Annotated in this window: 21 protein-coding genes; 18 read left to right on the forward strand and 3 right to left on the reverse strand. The window is 43.1% G+C overall.

From position 1 onward, the window contains the following. Positions 1–35: 35 nt before the first annotated feature. A complete protein-coding gene (locus C6Y06_RS02840; protein ID WP_066031704.1) occupies positions 36–677 on the forward strand; it encodes an NAD(P)-dependent oxidoreductase in 642 nt (213 codons plus the stop codon). A gap of 224 nt (positions 678–901) precedes the next feature. Here the strand turns inward: C6Y06_RS02840 and C6Y06_RS02845 are convergent, their stop codons facing one another. Further along, a complete protein-coding gene (locus tag C6Y06_RS02845; protein ID WP_060597358.1) occupies positions 902–1,696 on the reverse strand; it encodes a C39 family peptidase in 795 nt (264 codons plus the stop codon). Positions 1,697–1,929: 233 nt separating this feature from the next. Between C6Y06_RS02845 and C6Y06_RS02850 the strand changes: the two genes are divergently transcribed. The 17 genes from C6Y06_RS02850 (at position 1,930) to C6Y06_RS02930 (ending at position 17,624) form a co-directional block, all read left to right on the forward strand. Further along, positions 1,930–3,105 carry an ATP phosphoribosyltransferase regulatory subunit gene (locus C6Y06_RS02850; RefSeq protein ID WP_106036491.1) on the forward strand — a complete coding sequence of 392 codons (1,176 nt, stop codon included), beginning with the start codon at positions 1,930–1,932 and terminating at the stop codon, positions 3,103–3,105. Continuing rightward, positions 3,098–3,739: an ATP phosphoribosyltransferase gene (gene hisG, locus C6Y06_RS02855; RefSeq protein WP_003213329.1), complete on the forward strand. Its 642-nt coding sequence runs from the start codon at positions 3,098–3,100 to the stop codon at positions 3,737–3,739. The genes C6Y06_RS02850 and hisG overlap by 8 nt, the downstream gene beginning before the upstream one ends. Beyond that, positions 3,736–5,025, forward strand: coding sequence for a histidinol dehydrogenase (gene hisD, locus C6Y06_RS02860; protein WP_106036492.1), 1,290 nt, complete (start codon positions 3,736–3,738; stop codon positions 5,023–5,025). Before hisG ends, hisD begins: the two co-directional genes overlap by 4 nt. Beyond that, positions 5,022–5,606, forward strand: coding sequence for an imidazoleglycerol-phosphate dehydratase HisB (gene hisB, locus C6Y06_RS02865; RefSeq protein ID WP_106036493.1), 585 nt, complete (start codon positions 5,022–5,024; stop codon positions 5,604–5,606). The genes hisD and hisB overlap by 4 nt, the downstream gene beginning before the upstream one ends. Next, complete coding sequence (hisH, locus tag C6Y06_RS02870) at positions 5,606–6,244, forward strand: imidazole glycerol phosphate synthase subunit HisH (RefSeq protein WP_034660083.1); 639 nt, start codon at positions 5,606–5,608, stop codon at positions 6,242–6,244. The genes hisB and hisH overlap by 1 nt, the downstream gene beginning before the upstream one ends. Next, positions 6,241–6,978 carry a 1-(5-phosphoribosyl)-5-[(5-phosphoribosylamino)methylideneamino]imidazole-4-carboxamide isomerase gene (gene hisA, locus C6Y06_RS02875; RefSeq protein WP_106036494.1) on the forward strand — a complete coding sequence of 246 codons (738 nt, stop codon included), beginning with the start codon at positions 6,241–6,243 and terminating at the stop codon, positions 6,976–6,978. Before hisH ends, hisA begins: the two co-directional genes overlap by 4 nt. Further along, on the forward strand, positions 6,975–7,733 hold the full coding sequence (gene hisF / locus C6Y06_RS02880; RefSeq protein ID WP_060597354.1) for an imidazole glycerol phosphate synthase subunit HisF: 759 nt from the start codon (positions 6,975–6,977) through the stop codon (positions 7,731–7,733). The genes hisA and hisF overlap by 4 nt, the downstream gene beginning before the upstream one ends. Beyond that, a complete protein-coding gene (gene hisIE / locus C6Y06_RS02885) occupies positions 7,730–8,359 on the forward strand; it encodes a bifunctional phosphoribosyl-AMP cyclohydrolase/phosphoribosyl-ATP diphosphatase HisIE (protein ID WP_034660080.1) in 630 nt (209 codons plus the stop codon). Before hisF ends, hisIE begins: the two co-directional genes overlap by 4 nt. A 130-nt stretch (positions 8,360–8,489) precedes the next feature. Then, complete coding sequence (locus tag C6Y06_RS02890) at positions 8,490–9,950, forward strand: tetratricopeptide repeat protein (RefSeq protein WP_066031706.1); 1,461 nt, start codon at positions 8,490–8,492, stop codon at positions 9,948–9,950. Between the two features lie 363 nt (positions 9,951–10,313). Next, positions 10,314–11,696, forward strand: a complete 1,383-nt coding sequence (locus C6Y06_RS02895; protein WP_106036495.1) for a C40 family peptidase — start codon at positions 10,314–10,316, stop codon at positions 11,694–11,696. A 233-nt stretch (positions 11,697–11,929) separates the two neighbouring features. Continuing rightward, positions 11,930–12,880, forward strand: coding sequence for a thioredoxin-disulfide reductase (gene trxB, locus C6Y06_RS02900; RefSeq protein ID WP_034660715.1), 951 nt, complete (start codon positions 11,930–11,932; stop codon positions 12,878–12,880). A gap of 357 nt (positions 12,881–13,237) precedes the next feature. After that, positions 13,238–13,702, forward strand: coding sequence for an 8-oxo-dGTP diphosphatase (locus C6Y06_RS02905; protein ID WP_003213484.1), 465 nt, complete (start codon positions 13,238–13,240; stop codon positions 13,700–13,702). Between the two features lie 39 nt (positions 13,703–13,741). Further along, positions 13,742–14,629, forward strand: coding sequence for an RNase adapter RapZ (rapZ, locus tag C6Y06_RS02910; RefSeq protein WP_034660713.1), 888 nt, complete (start codon positions 13,742–13,744; stop codon positions 14,627–14,629). Next, the gene (locus C6Y06_RS02915) at positions 14,630–15,589 is read left to right on the forward strand and encodes a gluconeogenesis factor YvcK family protein (RefSeq protein WP_034660077.1); all 960 of its coding nucleotides are present in this window, start codon (positions 14,630–14,632) and stop codon (positions 15,587–15,589) included. It begins immediately after the preceding gene. Between the two features lie 17 nt (positions 15,590–15,606). Then, positions 15,607–16,557, forward strand: a complete 951-nt coding sequence (gene whiA / locus C6Y06_RS02920; protein WP_034660076.1) for a DNA-binding protein WhiA — start codon at positions 15,607–15,609, stop codon at positions 16,555–16,557. A gap of 26 nt (positions 16,558–16,583) precedes the next feature. Then, positions 16,584–16,841, forward strand: a complete 258-nt coding sequence (locus C6Y06_RS02925; RefSeq protein ID WP_034660075.1) for an HPr family phosphocarrier protein — start codon at positions 16,584–16,586, stop codon at positions 16,839–16,841. A 39-nt stretch (positions 16,842–16,880) separates the two neighbouring features. Continuing rightward, entirely contained in the window at positions 16,881–17,624 is a 744-nt protein-coding gene (locus C6Y06_RS02930) for an arylamine N-acetyltransferase family protein (RefSeq protein ID WP_034660073.1), read from the forward strand. Between the two features lie 51 nt (positions 17,625–17,675). Here the strand turns inward: C6Y06_RS02930 and C6Y06_RS02935 are convergent, their stop codons facing one another. Together C6Y06_RS02935 and C6Y06_RS02940 are read right to left on the reverse strand one after the other, a co-directional pair. Then, positions 17,676–18,164 carry a ribonuclease gene (locus tag C6Y06_RS02935; RefSeq protein WP_034660072.1) on the reverse strand — a complete coding sequence of 163 codons (489 nt, stop codon included), beginning with the start codon at positions 18,162–18,164 and terminating at the stop codon, positions 17,676–17,678. 184 nt (positions 18,165–18,348) lie between these two features. Then, positions 18,349–19,326: a 2-hydroxyacid dehydrogenase gene (locus tag C6Y06_RS02940; RefSeq protein ID WP_060597351.1), complete on the reverse strand. Its 978-nt coding sequence runs from the start codon at positions 19,324–19,326 to the stop codon at positions 18,349–18,351. Between the last annotated feature and the right edge of the window lie 347 nt (positions 19,327–19,673).

Below are 19,673 nucleotides of genomic sequence, written 5' to 3' on the forward strand. Positions count from 1 at the left end.
TTATTAAATAAAATCATTTTACAGGAGGAATTCATATGAAGATTGGTATTATTGGCGCTACAGGTAAAGCAGGACAGGAAATTGTAAAAGAGGCTCAATCTAGAGGACATGAAGTGACAGCCATCGTTCGAGATGCACAAAAGGTGACAGATTCATCCGTAGCTGTTATCGAGAAGGATGTGTTTCATTTACAAGCAGAAGACATCAAAGGCTTTGATGTCATCGTCAATGCATTTGGTGCACCTGCTGGACAAGAGCACCTTCACGTAGAGGCTGGGAAAAAGCTTATTGATATTTTGAAAGAGGTACCCGATACGCGTTTAATCGTTGTGGGCGGAGCAGGCAGTCTATTTGTTGATGAGGCTCAAACAACAAGACTTGTTGATACACCAGAATTTCCAAAGGAGTATGTGGCGACTGCTTCACAGCAAGGTGAAAACCTAAAAGATCTTCAACAGACCGAAGGATTAAAATGGACTTTCCTCAGCCCTGCTGCATTCTTTGACCCAGAAGGCAAACGCACAGGTTCTTATGTGAAAGGGAAAGACCAGCTGATTGTCAATTCTAAAGGTGACAGCTATGTGAGCTATGCCGACTACGCCATTGCCCTTGTCGATGAAATTGAGCAGGCTGCCCATGTTGGAGAACGTTTTACCGTTGTATCTGAAGCAGAATAAGTCGTTTCACTGCCGCTAAAAACGATGAGTGAGAAGTCTAACGATCAAGAATTATCTCTCATTTTTACTAAAAAAAGGTTGAATACTTCATTGTAGGCGGAGGAGTAATGACAGCTGCAAAGCTTGAAGACCGCCTGAAGGAAATACTAGAAAGATCATCATGAAAAAAACATCCTCTATACGGCTAGAGGATGTTTTTTCATGTTTTCAATGAGAAAGGTGTTCTACGCTTTAATGATAATCGCCTGCCGGCCCATCTGTTCCCAAGAATCCTCAAACTGATTGCGATCGACTTTTTGATTCTTTTCACCGTATGGGTTATTTAGGTAGACATGTTCCTTGTCATAGCCCGTGATGACCACGCTATGCATATTAAAGCTCACATCTATTTTGCCATTTGGTGTATTCCATGTTTCGATGTTATCTATTTTGTCAAAGGTGGATGTGGTAATTACCCAAACAGGATACCCTTTTTCAAGTGATTGATAGATGGCCTTTTTGACAGGTTTTCCACTTAAATCGACGACTTGAGCGCCCGCATATTTTTTCGCAAGCTGATAAATAGGTTCATGGTAAACACCAAGACCTGGTCCATTCTCCATATCGCCTACAAACCCGTCATGCGGGTCTCCTTTTAAGCCATTTTCATAATTGAGCGGAACACGTTTGATTTCATTTGCCAATGCGTCTTTTGTCACTTGCTCATAGCCGCTGTAATGAAGAAGCATCGCTAAGCTTGTGACTTCGCATCCATTATAAAGCTTTGGGGCATCCATTTGATTGTAGAGGATGACGTCCATGGCTTTTTTGCTTCCTTTTAAAGAAGAATATGTGTTGTCTGTTTTTTTCGTTGATCGTGTTTCTTCAGCTGCGAGTGCCGTATCGTTTTCTTTTTCTTTGGCTGCTTCGTGTGGTGAAGCTGCCTTCTTGACTTGGTCGATTTGTGTCACGTATATAAAGCCGAAATAAACAAGGCATGCGCACAACAAAGTTAAGATTAATGTCTGGATGAACTTCACTGTAATCTCCTGTGTTATTCAATATTTTTAAGTATTATATCACGTTCTTTTATCAAACATGCAGAAAAGGGACAGGTGTCACTTGAATGTAATAATTCCACAAATTTTTCATGAAAATAGAGAGAAAATAAAAATGATTGATTTAATTACTTTATTTTGTTAGCATATTATCATATTAGCGAACTAAAGGATTCGGAATTTTTTGTTTTAATGTGTTGGAGGTGCAGAAGAGCATGTTTATGTTTGAGAAACCATATGGTATGCGGGATTCATTACCAGGATTGTATGAGACGAAGAAAAAAGTGAGACATTCATTAACAGAGGTCATGAATGGCTGGGGTTATCGTTTGATGGAGACACCAACGCTTGAATTTTACGATACAGTCGGTGTTCAATCGGCGATTACAGATACACAGCTCTTTAAGCTTTTAGATCAGAACGGGCAAACCCTTGTACTCAGACCTGATATGACGGGACCTATTGCGAGAGTGGCGGCTTCAAAGCTTCATGAACAGGCGTATCCGCTTCGCGTTGGGTATGCGGCCAATGTGTTCCGGGCGCAGGAAAGAGAAGGCGGAAGGCCATCAGAATTTGAGCAGGTCGGAATTGAGTTGATTGGTGATGGGTCGATTAGTGCAGATGCTGAAGTGATCGCGCTTGTCGTATTTGCATTAAAAAATGCCGGGCTAAATTCCTTCAAAATCGCGATCGGGCATGTCGCTTTAGCAGAGACGTTATTTGTAGATGTATTGGGAAATACAGAGCGTGCAAACGTCCTCCGCCGATTCTTATATGAAAAGAATTATGTAGGATACCGCCAGCATGTGAAGCAATTGTCACTCTCCTCCATCGATAAAACGAGGCTGTTACAGCTTTTAGAGTTAAGAGGCGGCCAGGAAGTCACAGAGCGGGCAAAGGAAATCGTCGTTTCACAAGAGGGAAAAGAGGTGCTCACACAGTTAAAATCGCTTTGGGAAACACTTGAAGATTATGGCTGTACAGAATATATCCGTTTAGATTTAAGCATGGTGAGTCATATGAGCTACTACACGGGCATTTTGTTTGAAGTATTTGCAGATCATGTTGGGTCAGTCATCGGAAGTGGCGGCAGATATGACCAATTGCTGGCTCATTTTGATGCACCTGCACCAGCTACAGGATTCGGACTTCGATTAGACCGTCTGCTTGAAGCGCTTGATGCAAAAGAAATCAATGAGCCGCAGGAGGCAGTGATTTTTAGTAAAGAACAACGGCTGGAGGCTTTTGCTTTTGCAGAAAAGGAGCGGTCAAAAGGGAGAAAGATCGTCCTGCAAGACTTAGCAGGGATTGAAAATATTGACGCGATGACCAAGGCATTTGAGCAGGTGACTTATTTTATCGGCGCTAGAAAGGGAGAGTCAAATGGGTAAAGTGTTGACGATGGCGATGCCAAAGGGCCGGATATTTGAAGAAGCAGCTGGGTTGTTAAGACAGGCGGGATATCAGCTGCCAGAGGAATTCGAGGATTCAAGAAAGTTAATCATTGATGTACCGGAAGAAAACCTCCGCTTTATTTTAGCGAAGCCAATGGATGTGACGACTTATGTAGAGCACGGTGTAGCAGATGTTGGCATTGCAGGGAAGGATGTTATGCTCGAAGAAGCTCGTGATGTGTACGAAGTGCTCGATTTAAACATCAGCAAATGCCATTTAGCGGTTGCCGGATTACCGGGAGCCAGCTGGGGCGGTGTCGCGCCGCGTGTGGCAACAAAGTACCCAAATGTCGCATCTTCCTATTTTAGAGAACAAGGGGAGCAGGTGGAGATCATTAAGCTGAATGGTTCAATTGAATTAGCACCGCTCATCGGACTCGCCGATCGTATTGTTGACATTGTCTCTACAGGTCAAACACTCAAGGAAAATGGACTTGTTGAAACGGAGCATATTTGTGATATTACGTCACGGTTTATTGTCAATCCTGTGAGCTATCGGATGAAGGATGCGGTGATCGATGAAATGGCGCAGCGCCTTGCAAGAATCATTGAAGGGGAGGAAACATCATGAACATCACCTACATACAAGAAGGTGAGACAGAGACACTCTCACTCAAGCGGACTTTAGATACAGGTACGGAAGAGCAGCGCCTGGCTGTTCAGCGGATTATACAAGAAGTGAGGCTAAATGGTGATCAAGCGGTACAGTCTTTTACAAAGCAATTTGATGGAGTGCTGCTTGAAGATCCGCTTGTCACAGAGGAGGAAATGACAAAAGCCTCCGCACGCATGGACCCAGCCATGATTCAGGTGATTCAAACGGCTATCCGTCATATTCGCACATACCATGAGCGTCAGCTGACATCCTCTTGGTTTTATCACCAGCAGGATGGCTCGATGCTCGGACAAAAGGTGACACCGCTCGATGCAGTCGGTGTGTATGTCCCCGGCGGAACAGCTGCTTATCCATCATCTGTTTTAATGAATGTGATTCCGGCGCTAGTCGCTGGTGTTGAGCGAATTGTCCTTGTGACACCCCCAGGGAAAGATGGGCATCTTTCAGATGCTGTACTCGTTGCTGCAAAGGAGCTCGGTATTTCTGAGATGTATAAAATGGGCGGTGCGCAGGCGATTGCGGCACTTGCCTATGGAACAGAAAGCATCCAGTCTGTTGATAAAATCACAGGTCCAGGCAACATATATGTAGCCCTGGCAAAGCGGGAAGTATTTGGCCTGGTAGACATTGATATGATTGCCGGTCCAAGTGAAATTGCGGTTCTAGCAGACGATACGGCATCGGCACATGAGGTAGCGGCTGATTTACTTTCGCAGGCAGAACATGATGCGCTGGCATCTAGTGTTTTGGTGACACCGTCTAAGACACTTGCTGAAAACGTGCAGGCTGAGGTGCAAGCGCAGCTAGACACCTTGCCAAGAAAATCAATCGCCGCACAATCCATACAAAATCATGGCCGTATATACGTGACAGATTCCATGGATCGTGCAGTAGACGTCGTCAACCAGTTAGCGCCAGAGCATTTAGAAGTGCTGACAGCATATCCAGAATCACTTCTTGGTCAAATCAAGCATGCAGGGGCGATTTTTTTAGGGCGTTATAGCCCTGAGCCGGTGGGAGATTATTTTGCAGGACCAAATCACGTGCTGCCAACCAACGGAACAGCTAGATTCTCCAGCCCGCTTGGTGTGACTGATTTTCAAAAGAAAACGAGCATTATTTCATATAGTCAAGAAGCCTTTGAGACACACAGGGATAGCATTGCGGCTTTTGCCAGATTAGAAGGGCTCGAAGCGCATGCAAGGTCGATTGAATCGAGAAAGCGGGAGGAATCGTCATGAGACAGGCGGAAACAGCGAGACAAACAAATGAAACGAATATTTCGTTAGCGTTAGAGATTGATGGGGAAGGAAAAGCAGATATTCAAACAGATGTCCCTTTTATGACACACATGCTTGATTTATTTACGAAGCATGGACACTTTAATTTGACCGTCGATGCGAAAGGAGATACGGATGTTGATGATCACCACACAACAGAAGATATCGGCATCGTGCTTGGGCAAATGTTTAAGGAAGCGTTAGGTGATAAAAAGGGAATTAAGCGGTATGGCTCCAGCTTTGTTCCGATGGATGAAACGCTTGCCCAGGTCGTGGTCGACTTAAGCAATCGCCCTCATTTGGAAATGAGAGCGGCCTTTCCAAGTCAAAAGGTCGGTACCTTTGATACAGAGCTCGTGCATGAGTTTCTTTGGAAGTTTGCGCTAGAAGCTCGTATAAATCTTCATGTGATTGTTCACTACGGAACCAATACGCACCATATAATTGAAGCCATTTTTAAAGCGATGGCACGTGCCCTAGATGAGGCAACAACCATTGATCCACGTGTGAAAGGGATTCCTTCGACAAAGGGGATGCTCTAATGATCGGAGTCATTGATTACGGAATGGGAAATTTGTTCAGCGTATCAAAAGCACTGGAACGAGCAGGTGCCAGTTATATCGTCTCCTCTGATGTGGAGGAGCTCAAAAAGGCAGATGCTTATATTTTGCCTGGGGTCGGTTCGTTTCGTGATGCGATGCAGCTGTTAAAACAGACAGGACTTGAAGAGTTTATCCACCAAGTTGTGCAGGAAGGAAAGCTGCTATTTGGTATTTGTCTCGGGATGCAGCTGTTATTTGAAGAAAGTGAAGAGGCAGGACGTACGAAAGGTTTGGGGCTGTTAAAAGGGCGTGTCGTTCTTTTAAAGGATCGCGACCAGGATGGGCAAAGGCTGAAGGTGCCTCATATGGGGTGGAATGAGCTCACATTTCATCAGCCCTCCCCATTGTTTGATGGTGTACCGGAAGGATTTGCGTACTTTGTTCACTCTTATTATGTAAGTGATATGAATCCAAAAGAGCAATTAGCAAGTGCGGATTATGGCGTTCAAGTACCAGCAGTTGTCGGCAAGGGGAATGTGCTTGGCGCACAGTTTCACCCTGAAAAAAGCAGTACAACGGGAATGGCGCTGCTCAAACAATTTATTCAATTAGCAAACGAACAGAGGGTGAACAAATGAGTGAATTTACATTGTATCCAGCGATTGATATGAGAGATGGCAAATGTGTACGGCTTGTGCAAGGAGATTATGATCAAGAAACCATTTATGGAGATTCGCCGCTTGATATGGCTGCGCGGTTTGCAAATGAAGGAGCAAAGTGGATTCATGTTGTTGACCTAGATGGTGCGAAAGCAGGGAATCGCGTCAATCATGAGCATGTACTGGCGATTGCTTCATCCTTAGATGTGAATGTACAAATTGGCGGCGGCATTCGGACTGAAGAAGACGTTGCCTTTTATATAAACAATGGTGTAGCTAGAGTCATCCTTGGCAGCTCCGCTGTTTCTAATCCCGCCTTTGTGAAAAAAATGCTTGCGCAATATGGGGAGAAAATAGCGATTGGGATCGATGCGCGAAATGGCTTTGTATCGACTGAGGGGTGGCTTGAAACGTCGAAAGTGAAGGCGGAGGAACTCGGCAAAGAATTGGCAAAGGAAGGCGCGGAGGTCTTTATTTTCACGGATATTCAAATGGATGGCATGCTGTCTGGCCCCAATGTGGAAAGTACAGTTCGCTTAGCGGAAGCTACCGGCAAACAAGTCATTGCTTCAGGTGGTGTAAGCGCGCTAGCTGATCTTCAAAAGCTGTCAGCACAAAAACAGTCAGGTGTTTCTGGTGCGATCATTGGAAAGGCCCTTTACACGAAGCGGTTTACTTTAGCTGAAGCAATTGAAGGGCTTGACCGCGTATGATGACAAAACGAATCATTCCATGTCTCGATGTGAAGGAAGGGCGTGTGGTCAAAGGGGTGCAATTCCTCGGCTTAAAGGATGCTGGTGATCCGGTAGAATTAGCGCAGATGTATGATGAGGAAGGGGCGGATGAACTCGTCTTTCTTGATATTTCTGCCTCTCATGAAGGCCGGAAAACGATGGTGGATGTGGTCAAGCAAGTGGCGTCCACTCTTGCCATCCCTTTTACGGTAGGCGGCGGGATTAACCACCTTGATGACATGAAGCGCATATTAAGAGCGGGTGCAGACAAAGTATCTGTGAACACAGCGGCAGTGTTAAGACCAGAACTGATTTCAGAAGGCGCCGATTTCTTTGGTTCCCAGTGCATCGTCGTCGCAATAGATGCAAAGTACGATGAAGAGAAAAAAGAGTACATGGTCTACACACACGGAGGGCGCCGTCAAACGGATATAGAGGTCAGCGATTGGGCAAAAGAAGCCGTGCTGAGGGGAGCAGGAGAGATTTTACTGACAAGTATGGATGCCGACGGTGAGAAAACAGGCTTTGATCATCGATTAACAAAGCTTGTGTCAGAAGCCGTCACCGTGCCTGTCATTGCCTCGGGAGGCGCTGGCAATGCCCAGCATATGCTGGAGGCATTTACAAAAGGAGAAGCTGATGCAGCATTAGCAGCCTCCATTTTCCATTATAAAGAGACTTCAATTCAAGAGGTAAAAACATACTTGAGAGAACACGGGGTGAAGGTCAGATGAAACAGGCAAACGAATTATCCTTTAATGAGGCAGGCCTGATACCTGCAATTGTACAGGATGCTCAAAGTAAGGAAGTATTGACATTGGCGTATATGAATCAAGAATCCTATGAAAAAACACTGGAGACAGGGGAAACATGGTTTTACAGCCGGTCGAGAAACGAGCTTTGGCACAAAGGCGCCACATCTGGACATACTCAGCGAGTCACATCCATTCGATATGACTGTGACAAAGATGCTCTGCTTGTTCTTGTCACACCAAGTGGACCAGCCTGCCATACTGGCAGCTATAGCTGCTTTTCGGAAGAAGGCGTGAAGCTTCAAACGGAAGAGCAGGATCGTTTTGCGATTTTAAATGAACTTGAACAGGTGATTGCAAAACGTCAGACAGAAATGCCAGAAGGCGCTTATACAACCTATCTATTTGAAAAAGGGGTCGATAAAATCCTAAAAAAGGTAGGGGAAGAAGCATCAGAGGTCATCATTGCAGCGAAAAACCGGGATCAAGAAGAATTGAAATGGGAAACAGCCGATCTCCTGTATCATCTGCTTGTGTTATTACGTGAACAGCAATTGCCGCTTGATGAGGTATTAAAAGTATTAAAAAAGCGTCATCAAGGTGAGTGAAAAGCCGGGGGCACCTCTGGCTTTTTGTTTTTGAGTGAAAAACAAATCCTTCCTTTTCTTTTGTTCTATGTGACGACTCGTGAAGTATGTTATACTACACACGGTACACTGTTCGAAATGGAGGGTATCGGTGAGTAAATACACTTCTCAAAATAATCACACACAAGTCGTCCAGCTATTCCAAGATGGGCATTACTTTTTTCATAAAGGTCTAAAAGCTTATAGAGAAAGAAATCTATCTAAAGCGAGTAAGCTGATACAGCGGGCTATCGTACTTGAGCCTGAAAATGTAGAAATGCTATCACAGCTTGCCATTATTTATACTGAAATGGGTCATTACCAACAATCAAATGAACTGCTTGATTTCATACTTGAACATATCGATGAAAACATGTCTGAGTGTCACTATTTTAAAGCCAATAATTATGCGAATCTAGGACTCTTTCAAGAGGCATATAAGTCAGCTACTGCCTATGCTTCATTGGAAGAGAACGGGGAATTTGCAGATGAAAATGACGATCTCCTCGACCTGCTCGATATGAGCGACGAAGAGGACGAAGATTTTCCTTACGATCAGGATGACCTGATTGTCAAGCAGGATCAAGCGAATCACTTGCTAGAAAGCGGCAGGCTTGATGAAGCCATTGAAATGCTGGAACAGATGATTGTTGAGTATCCAGAATTTTGGTCAGCGTATAATAATCTCGCTTTGGCCTATTTTTATTCTGGTCAAATCCATCAGGCGAAAGAGATGTTGAACCGGGTTCTTCATGAAAATCCGGGTAATCTGCATGCCCTTTGCAACCAGCTTGTCTTCTATCATTATGAAAAAGAAGAAGAAAAGGTCAATACGTTAGCGAAGCAATTAACGCACGTGTATCCAATATTAAGTGAACAGCGTTATAAGCTTGGCGCAACATTTGCCCTAGTTGGAGAATTTGAATGGGCCTTTAAATGGCTTTATTCTTTGTACAAAACAGGCTTTCAGGGAGATAGTACATTTTTATACTGGCTCGCAAGCGCAGCTTATTATACAGGCCACAAAACGCTTGCACAAACGGTTTGGAATAAGATGGTCGAAGAAGATATCGATGCAGATGAAATCAAGCCGTGGCAGGATAAACCCGAGGAGACTGAGCCAATGGTCTCCATTGAGGAGCGGCTGACTGCGTACTATGTGAGCAAACAAAAAGGGGAACGTGACGTTCTTCAATCTGTCCTTGATGCACACGCAGCGAAAACAGCCTTCGAACAGCAATTCATCGAACTGCTCTTATACGAAGATGAAATGGAAGAACGGTCGTTTTCAGAAGATGCGGTTTTCGCAAAACAGGCGGCATTCAGCTTGGAAGAAGCAGTTCAGCCTGACAGCCATATGCCTTATTTTTGGTTATTCCATATTATTCAGCAGGCACGTGCTTCTGGCGTAGATAAGAAAAATGCGCCTGCATGGGCAGCAGCATCTTATTATTTATGGATGAAGGAGCAAGAAGAATCAGCTGTGAGCAAAAAAGAGATTGCAGCCTCTTTTCAGATCAGCGTTCAAACACTGTCTAAATATGAACAAGTCATTTGTACGTTAATTGATTAAATAGGTAAATAGATTCAGCAGATTGCAGCATGGCCGAAAAGGTCATGCTTTTTTCTTGGATAAAAAGGTGGGATTTGCAAGGATTTGGCGAAGTATGACAATCACGACATGTTTTTGAAACATAAATGTAATAAAAATATTAGCTCATTTTGTCGATGTCTCATGTATAATGAAAATCGTGGATTAAAACAAAGACATATATTTAGATATTTTACTATACATAATGAAACACCTAGTGATAGAAACAATCTGGTCAACATCTGACTGATCAATCAGGAAGAAAGACATAGATAGCACAGATTGGCCGCAGAGAATTTGCTGCTTTCTCATGTCGCTTGGAAATTGTCAAAGGAGGAACTATTCGTGAAAAAGTTTATTACTTTCGGTTTAGCTTCGGTCATCGGAGCGAGCGGTTTATTTATCCCATTTACTCATGAAGCAAACGCACAGAACTTTGAACAAAAGAAACAAGAGCTGGACAACAAGCAATCTGAGGTCAACAAAAACCTTCAAAAGAAAAAAGATGAGCTTTCAAAGCTTGAAGCAAAACAAGAGGCACTTGCACTAAAGCTAAAAGAAATTGACGAGAAAGCTTTAAAAACAAGTGATCAAATCGAAGAAAAACAAAAAGAAAATGAAAAAACAAAAAAAGAAATCAAAGCACTGAAACAAGAAATTGCTGATACTGAAAAACGTATTGAAGATAGAAACAAGTTCTTGAAAAAGCGTGTACGTGCGCTTCAAGAAAGCGGCGGTTCTACGAAATACATAGATGTATTACTAGGAGCGAAAAGCTTTAGCGATTTCATCAGCCGTGCAGGTGCAGTATCTACACTCATCAACGCAGACAGCGAAATCATTAAAGAGCAAGAAAAAGACAAAGCTGAGCTTCAAAAGTCTGAAAACGAATTAAACACAAAGCTTGAAGATGTTCAAAAGACACTTGCAAAGCTTGAAACGCTTCAAACAGACTTGAATAAACAGCTTGATGAAAAAGACAAGCTATTCAAGCAAGTGAAAAAGCAAAAGGGAAGTGCATCTTCTGAAATCAGCGAGTTAAACAGTGAGGCTAACAGCATTGCATCTGAAAAAGACGCAACAATCGCTGCTCAAAAACAAGCTGAAAAAGAAGCGAGAGAAGCAGCTCAAAAAGCAAAAGAAGAAAAAGCACAAAGACAACAGCAGCGTCAAGCGAGTGTTCAAGCGGAAGACAACAGCTCAACTAACGACAGCAGCCCGTCTTCAAATAACAGTAACAGTGGATCTTCAAATAATAATAACAACAGCAGTTCACCAAGTAAGAAGCCATCTTCTGGCGGTGGATCACCTGTCAGCAGTAACGTAGGCGGAATCGAAGGGGCAATCAGCACAGGTTCTACCATCGTTGGACAATCTCCGTATAAATGGGGCGGCGGCAGATCACAAGCCGATATTGATGCACGTCGTTTTGACTGTTCTTCATTCGTTCGCTGGGCATTCGCATCAGCAGGCATCAACCTTGGACCAGTTGGCGGTACAACAACAGATACGCTTGTAGGTAAAGGAAGAGCTGTAAGTGCATCTGACATGAAACGCGGAGACCTTGTGTTCTTTGATACGTATAAAGTAAATGGACACGTTGGTATTTACTTAGGAAACGGTACATTCTTGAACGATAACAGCTCTCGCGGTGTTTCAGTTGACTCTATGAGCAATGTTTACTGGAAAAAAGCATTCAATGGCGTTGTGAGAAGAGTCGTTGAATAAATCGTTACTTACTATATAACCGTAAACAGGCTTCCTTAAACAGCAGTTTAAGGAAGCTTTTTCTTTTTTTGAAGATATGAGCAAATGATTCGCTTATTATCCGCAGATTTAATAGGATATGGGTAAGGAATAAAAGTAAGAGTGGAATTGATGCTCTCTGTCATGAATGGAAGCATCACCCAAGGGCATTCTAATAAGAAATGCTAGCAGCAATTGAAGAGGGAGTGACAGTTGTGTCAGAAGAAAAAATTTACGATACGATCATCATTGGAGCGGGACCTGCCGGAATGACAGCCGCTGTTTATACATCACGGGGAAATCTTTCAACATTGATGATTGAAAGAGGGATTCCAGGCGGTCAAATGGCAAATACGGAAGATGTCGAGAACTATCCTGGCTTTGAAAGCATTTTAGGGCCAGAACTTTCAAATAAAATGTTTGAGCATGCGAAGAAATTCGGTGCTGAGTATGCATATGGCGATATCAAAGAAATCGTAGACGGTGAAGAGTACAAAATCGTCAAAGCCGGTTCAAAAGAATACAAAGGACGCTCTGTCATTATTGCGGCAGGTGCTGAATACAAAAAAATCGGTGCACCAGGTGAAAAAGAACTTGGCGGCCGGGGCGTCTCTTACTGTGCAGTATGTGACGGTGCTTTCTTTAAAAACAAAGAGCTCGTGGTCATTGGCGGCGGAGACTCTGCGGTAGAAGAGGGTGTATACCTCACACGCTTTGCGTCAAAAGTAACGATCGTTCATAGACGCGATAAACTTCGTGCACAAAGCATTTTACAAGCGCGTGCTTTTGATAATGAAAAAATCGACTTCATGTGGAACAAAACCGTTAAACAAATTAATGAAGAAAACGGTAAAGTCGGCAGTGTGACCTTGATTGATACGGTGACTGGTGAAGAAGAAGACTTTAAAACAGACGGCGTCTTTATCTATATCGGGATGCTCCCACTATCTAAACCATTTGAAAATCTCGGCATTACAAATGAAGAAGGATATATCGAGACAAACGAAAGAATGGAAACAAGAGTGGAAGGCATTTTCGCCGCTGGTGACATTCGTGAAAAAACACTACGTCAAATTGTGACAGCAACAGGTGACGGAAGTATTGCCGCACAAAGCGCACAGCATTATGTAGAAGAGCTTGCTGAAAAGCTGAAAGCAGCGAAATAAATGGCTGTCGTAAATCCTTAATATAGCGTCATGGGCTTTTAACTGGAATGTAACACGGGTGAAATAATTATCCGTTATGATAAAACTAGTAATTGACCCCCTTTTATAAGGAATACATGTTTGGCACGGATGAGAATCCGTGTCCTTTTTTTTGCTTAAAATCAGAAATTCATGAGATGTTCACAAATGACGCATGGAGAACCATTAGATGCTGTAAAATAAAGAGTAGAGAAATTGCCCGCCACCTCTTTCAGACGAAATCCGGTCTGTTTTCGGTGAAGAAAGGGCATGTTCATTGTGGGAGTCAGGATGAACCTGTATAATAAGTTAAAGACATAAAAGAGTAGGTGACAGCTGATGCAACGAGTAACCAATTGTGTGCTGCATCACGAAGATCAAGTTCTCTTGCTGCAAAAGCCAAGACGGGGCTGGTGGGTAGCGCCGGGCGGCAAAATGGAAAGCGGAGAATCGGTCAAGGATTCAGTCGTTCGAGAGTATAGAGAAGAAACAGGAATTTATATTTTAAATCCTCAGTTAAAAGGTGTTTTTACCTTTATCATAAAAGAAGGCGATCAAATCGTTCAAGAGTGGATGATGTTCACCTTTATGGCAGATTCATTTACTGGAAAAAACGTGACAGAGTCAGAGGAAGGCATTTTAAAGTGGCATGAAGTAAAAGATGTGCCTCATTTACCGATGGCTCCAGGAGATTCCCATATTCTTGATTTCATGCTAAAGGGAAAAGGACTTCTGCACGGTACTTTTACGTATACACCTGATTTTGAATTGATTGCTTATCGGTTAGATCCTCAAGGAGACTAATACATGAACCGTTTTCATAAAGAAGGAGAGGAAGCAGGCATGAATACGAACAAACAAGAAGATATTCAGCTTGTGATTATTACAGGAATGTCAGGTGCGGGGAAAACTGTTGCCATTCAAAGCTTTGAAGACTTAGGTTACTTCTGTGTAGATAACTTGCCGCCATCACTTTTACCGAAGTTCCTAGAGCTCATGAAGGAATCGAATTCTAAGATGAGCAAGGTCGCCCTTGTGATGGATTTACGCGGACGAGAATTCTTTGACAGCTTAATTGCAGCTTTAGATGAAATGAGTGATCTTGGCTGGATCACACCAAGAATATTATTTCTAGATTCAAACGATAAGGTGCTTGTCTCAAGATACAAAGAAACGAGACGTTCGCATCCCCTTGCGACAACAGGTTTGCCCCTCGAAGGAATCGCAATGGAACGCGACCTGTTAGAAGAGTTAAAAGGCCGGGCTCAAATGATTTTTGATACATCGGATTTAAAACCAAAACAGCTTCGAGAAAAAATTGTCGCGCACTTTGCCACGAACCAAGGGCAGGTGTTTACAGTGAATGTGATGTCCTTCGGTTTTAAATACGGTCTGCCGATTGATGCTGATCTTGTATTTGATGTGAGATTTCTGCCGAATCCTTACTATATTGAGAGCATGCGTCCACAGACTGGAAACGATGAAGAAGTGCGCTCTTATGTAATGAAATGGAGCGAGACACAAAAATTCACAGAGAAATTAATTGACCTTCTCAGCTTTATGCTTCCGTCCTATAAACGAGAAGGAAAAAGTCAGCTTGTGATCGCTATTGGCTGTACAGGCGGACAGCACCGATCAGTGACGCTAGCTAACTACTTATCGGAGTATTTTAAAAATGACTACTACACTCATGTCACTCACCGGGACATTGAAAAGAGAAGCAGAAAATAGATGACGACACTTCCAAAGGTGGTCATTCTTGGTGGGGGCACTGGCTTATCTGTTTTGCTCAGAGGGCTAAAAACAAAGCCAGTGGACATTACCGCTATTGTAACGGTTGCTGATGACGGAGGCAGCTCAGGCAGACTGCGGCATGATTTGAATATTCCGCCTCCAGGCGATATTCGAAATGTCCTTGCAGCTCTCTCTGATGTTGAACCGCTTGTAGAAGACTTATTTCAGCACCGTTTTAACAAAGGGAATGACTTAACAGGCCACTCTCTTGGCAACCTCATTCTTGCGGCCATGACAAATATAACCGGTGATTTTTTTCATGCCGTCACAGAAATGAGCAAGGTCTTAAATGTGAGAGGAAAAGTCTTGCCAGCAGCGAATTCAAGTGTTGTACTTCATGCTGAATTAGAAAACGGGCAAGTGGTGACAGGAGAATCAAAAATCCCAACCTACGGTGAGCGAATTAAACGAGTGTTCCTCACACCCGATACGATTGAACCGCTCCCAGAATCGATTCAAGTCATTCGTGAAGCTGATTTGATCGTGATTGGGCCAGGCAGCTTGTATACGAGTATCCTGCCAAACTTGCTTGTACCGCATATTGGCGAAGAAGTGATTCGCTCGAAGGCGAAAAAAGTGTATATTTGCAATGTCATGACGCAGCCAGGGGAAACGCTTTCCTACAGTGCAGCTGATCATGTGCAGGCATTAAATGATCATATGGTTCGTCCATTTATCGATACCATTTTTGTGAACAATAAAGAAATTCCAGAAGAGATCAAAGCAAAATATGCAGAAGAACAGGCACAGCCTGTACAGTTCGACACAGATGTACTCAAGGCAATGGGACTGGAAGTCATCCCTGGGGAAATCATTACATATGACCAGCATGTGATTCGTCACGACACGCTGAAAGTAGCCTCGCTGCTTGTCGACCTGCTGCATAAGAAAAAATAGGAATGGGGGTGGCAAGGATGTCATTTGCATCCGAAACAAAAAAAGAGCTGACTAATCTGGACGTGAAGGACTGCTGCACAAAAGCAGAGCTTTCTGCCCTCATCCGTATGAACGGTTCATTATCTTTCTCTAATCGAAAATTAATTCTAGATATACAGACAGAGAACGCAGCCATCGCAAGACGGATTTATACGCTGCTGAAAAAGAAATATGATGTCACAGTCGAGCTGCTCGTTCGTAAGAAAATGAGATTAAAAAAGAATAATGTGTATATTGTCAGACTGGTAGAACGAGCGAAAACCATTTTAGAGGATTTGAAAATATTAGGTGAGCAATTTGTATTTGAGCGCAATATTTCAGAAGAGCTTGTAAAGAAAAGATGCTGCAAGCGCTCCTATATGAGAGGTGCTTTTTTAGCAGGCGGTTCTGTGAATAATCCAGAAACGTCTTCCTATCACCTTGAGATTTTTTCACTATATAAAGAACACAATGATGCCCTTTGTGAGCTGATGAATCAATTTCAACTCAACAGTAAAACACTTGAGCGTAAAAAAGGATACATCACGTATATGAAAGAAGCCGAAAAAATTACCGAATTCTTAAGCGTTGTAGGTGCGCATAATTCACTTCTTCGCTTCGAAGACGTTCGGATCGTCCGTGATATGCGAAATTCCGTGAACCGGCTCGTCAATTGTGAAACAGCAAACTTAAATAAAACGATTGGTGCATCACTGCGCCAGGTCGAGAACATTCAATTCATTGATGAAAAAATTGGACTTGATGCCCTGCCGGATAAGCTGCGTGAAATTGCAAAACTGCGAGTCGACTATCAAGAGGTCACGCTAAAGGAACTGGGAGAAATGGTGGAAAGCGGCAAGATCAGCAAATCAGGCATTAACCACCGCTTAAGAAAGCTAGATCAAATTGCAGAACAATTACGAAACGGACAAGCTGTTACACTCAAATAGGAGAATGAAAAAGGGAGGCAGATCATATGGTGGAAAAAACGGTCACCATCCAGTTAAAAACAGGCTTGCAGGCACGTCCCGCTGCTTTGTTCGTACAAGAAGCCAATCGCTTTGGGGCTGAAATTTTTCTAGAGAAGGACGGAAAAAAAGTCAATGCGAAGAGCATTATGGGTCTCATGAGCCTTGCGATCAGCTCTGGGGTCACTGTCACACTGATAGCAGATGGTGCGGATGAACAAGAAGCCATTGATGCGTTAACGGATTTTATCAATCAAGAAAACTGAGTCTCTTCACAGACTCAGTTTTTTTAGAAGGGAATGAATATGATGCAATCAGCATTTTTACAGAAGATCGGATACGAAGGCCAGTCCATCACCTTTGATGACCTGCCTGTATTATTAAAAAAGATGGCCTACACCTTTCCATTTGAAAATAGATCTGTGCTGAACAAACAATCCTATGCCTTGAATCAAGAGGGGTTGAAGCAGCATCTTCTTGAAGGAGAAAGAGGAGGTCTTTGCTACGATCTCAATCCTCTCTTATATTATGTGTTAAAAGAGGCAGGGCTTGCTGTACAGCTCGTTCAAGGGACCGTGTATAACAAAGAAGCGTGCACATGGGCAATTGATGGCACGCACGTAGCCATGACGTTGAACCATCACAACGAACGCTTCCTTATTGATGCGGGATTTGGTGTGAATTTACCTCTTCAGCCTGTACCTTTTACAGAAGAATGGGTGGAAGGAGCGTCTATTCGGTTTCGAGTCAAAGAAGAGGAAACCGAAAAAGGAACGCATCTGCTCCAATTAGATAAGGGGGAAGGCGCTGAAACAGGCTATGCTTTCACATTGGAAGAGGTGAGCGAGCCTACTTTGGTCCAAATGAGACATGAGATTTATGAAAATGAAGCCTCTCCTTTTAACAAAAGACCGCTTGCGTCAAAGCTCACACCAACAGGACGTGTAGTCGTCACCGAGGATCATGTCACCACACATGAACATGAAGAAGTGTCGAAAAAACCGCTGCCACTGCCTTTTGAGGAATACGTGAAAACTCTTTTGCCGTAAGCAGCATCAAAAAAACAGCCCTAGGTCAAATGGGGCTGTTTTTTTGATTGATTATCGAATACGTGTGAAAGTTGCATAATGGTCTGTTGTTTTGTAAATGAGCCAGTCACTTGAATACACGAGGCGGTCAGCATTTCGGAAGCCAGAGACGTAGTTGATATCTGCCTCACGCCATGTTCGGCCGCTTGCTGAAGGAAGACGTCCCTCCCGGTTAGAGAAAACATCTCCACCGATGCTTTTACCTGGGGCAACCTCTGCTAGATTTCCCTTTGATGCCACCCATCCAAGAGCACTTGCTTGTGATTTTGTGATGTAGTTATCAGGCAGTCGTTTGTAGCGAATTAAATAATCTGCTACACCATCAAACGTATTAATGACGGCAAGGGTATGAACATCTGATGTAAGTTGAATAGTAGCTGTTTCATTTGTGGCGGTCTGTGTAAGAGGTGTTTCGGCATAGGCTTGCTGCGGAATAAAACCAGAAAACAGAATAGCAGCGATCAGAGCAAACATAGTAAAAACCGAACTGATTTTTTTCATCTTCATCCTCCTATTAAGGAAATCGGATGCTGTCCTCTTGATGCTTGTCTACCTCATATTATAGCACCCGAACATGAAGGAAATGTAAAGAAACAGGTTCTTTGCTAAAATGAGGCTTTTTTCCTGATAACCTTCTGATGAAATAAATAAAAAGACGCAGCTCCGAATCCTGCGTCTTTTCCGATTAAGATGAAGCAAGCTCCTTCACAATATCAACAGGGGCTTTGCCATCAATTCCATGAATCACATTATGAATGGCTCGTTTCAGCATAAGATCCCGTGTTGTTTCAGTAGCAGAACCGATGTGAGGAGCAAGGGTGACATTGTTCATTTCTTTGAAAGGATGATTCTCCTGAAGCGGTTCCTGCTCAAACACATCAAGACCTGCGCCTTTGATCCATCCCTCCTGAAGCGCTTGAATGAGGCTTTTTTCATCCACTGTTTTCCCGCGTGAGATGTTTACAAATAAAGCCGTTTGCTTCATTAACTTCAATTCCCGTTCTCCAATCATATGATACGTTTCATTGGTCAGCGGTGTAATCAACACAATGATATCGGCTTGCTTTAGCAGGTCATCAAGTGTGCAATATAAAGCGCCATATGCTGATTCAGCCTTTTCATTCCGGCTGCGGTTATGATACAGGACGTTCATATCAAAACCATGTGCGGCTCGTTTGGCTACTTGCTCTCCGATTCGTCCCATGCCAATAATGCCAAGCGTTTGATGATGGACATCGATGCCAAAGATATCTTCTTCCTGTACAAATTTCGTCCATTTCCCCTCGCGGATAAAACGATCAAGCTCGGCAATTCTTCGCGCAGAGGAAAGAATGAGTGAAAATGCAAGGTCAGCAACAGTATGATCGAGTGTATGAGGCGTGTGTGTACCAATTACGCCTCTTTGCCTCATCAATTCTATATCGAAATTGTCATAGCCAACAGAGTTATTGCTCACTACTTTGAGTTTTGGTGCGTGATCTAATAGCTCTTGATCGATTTTCGTTCCAGACGTTAAAAGACCATCAGCATGCTGCAGTTTTTGAAATAAAGTATCTTTTGGAATGGGGTCTTTGGATTGCCACACCTCGTATGTACAATGTTCCTTTAGTATTTCCTCAAATGAAGCAGGTAATGGTTTGGCGACAAAAATGTGTGGTTTCACTGTCAACTCGCTCCTTTCACATGATCATCTTACTCCTTTTATTATAAAGCAACCATTTCGGCTGAACACGTTTGAAGGTTATCTGCTCAATATTTAATATACTAAAATAACGGAAAAGAGAGACATTTTCTTAGTGAAAAAGTATATTCATATGCCATCTGATCCATTTTTTACATCGATAAGAGTCAGCTAATGGGTGATGTGACATATGAAAAAGCCTGATTTTCTGAGAGATTATCTGACAAACTGGAAAATAGATCGAGATTTTTTGATAGAAAAATGATTATATTTGAAACGTATTAAACGGGAAGGTCGTTTTCTACTAAACCATTTCATCGTCTTTTGGC

It is taken from the genome of Bacillus sp. MZGC1, from assembly GCF_002998605.1.
In the GTDB taxonomy this organism is placed as follows: Bacteria; Bacillota; Bacilli; order Bacillales; family Bacillaceae; genus Bacillus.

What these genes read in the sequence shown, in the direction of transcription:
- C6Y06_RS02840 (WP_066031704.1), top strand. Translation starts at nt 36, where the DNA reads ATGAAGATTGGTATTATTGGCGCTACAGGTAAAGCAGGACAGGAAATT.
- hisD (WP_106036492.1), top strand. Translation starts at nt 3,736, where the DNA reads ATGAACATCACCTACATACAAGAAGGTGAGACAGAGACACTCTCACTC.
- hisA (WP_106036494.1), top strand. Translation starts at nt 6,241, where the DNA reads ATGAGTGAATTTACATTGTATCCAGCGATTGATATGAGAGATGGCAAA.
- hisF (WP_060597354.1), top strand. Translation starts at nt 6,975, where the DNA reads ATGATGACAAAACGAATCATTCCATGTCTCGATGTGAAGGAAGGGCGT.
- hisG (WP_003213329.1), top strand. Translation starts at nt 3,098, where the DNA reads ATGGGTAAAGTGTTGACGATGGCGATGCCAAAGGGCCGGATATTTGAA.
- rapZ (WP_034660713.1), top strand. Translation starts at nt 13,742, where the DNA reads ATGAATACGAACAAACAAGAAGATATTCAGCTTGTGATTATTACAGGA.
- C6Y06_RS02925 (WP_034660075.1), top strand. Translation starts at nt 16,584, where the DNA reads ATGGTGGAAAAAACGGTCACCATCCAGTTAAAAACAGGCTTGCAGGCA.
- hisIE (WP_034660080.1), top strand. Translation starts at nt 7,730, where the DNA reads ATGAAACAGGCAAACGAATTATCCTTTAATGAGGCAGGCCTGATACCT.
- C6Y06_RS02850 (WP_106036491.1), top strand. Translation starts at nt 1,930, where the DNA reads ATGTTTATGTTTGAGAAACCATATGGTATGCGGGATTCATTACCAGGA.
- whiA (WP_034660076.1), top strand. Translation starts at nt 15,607, where the DNA reads ATGTCATTTGCATCCGAAACAAAAAAAGAGCTGACTAATCTGGACGTG.
- C6Y06_RS02930 (WP_034660073.1), top strand. Translation starts at nt 16,881, where the DNA reads ATGATGCAATCAGCATTTTTACAGAAGATCGGATACGAAGGCCAGTCC.
- hisH (WP_034660083.1), top strand. Translation starts at nt 5,606, where the DNA reads ATGATCGGAGTCATTGATTACGGAATGGGAAATTTGTTCAGCGTATCA.
- hisB (WP_106036493.1), top strand. Translation starts at nt 5,022, where the DNA reads ATGAGACAGGCGGAAACAGCGAGACAAACAAATGAAACGAATATTTCG.
- C6Y06_RS02905 (WP_003213484.1), top strand. Translation starts at nt 13,238, where the DNA reads ATGCAACGAGTAACCAATTGTGTGCTGCATCACGAAGATCAAGTTCTC.
- C6Y06_RS02935 (WP_034660072.1), bottom strand. Translation starts at nt 18,164, where the DNA reads ATGAAAAAAATCAGTTCGGTTTTTACTATGTTTGCTCTGATCGCTGCT.
- C6Y06_RS02915 (WP_034660077.1), top strand. Translation starts at nt 14,630, where the DNA reads ATGACGACACTTCCAAAGGTGGTCATTCTTGGTGGGGGCACTGGCTTA.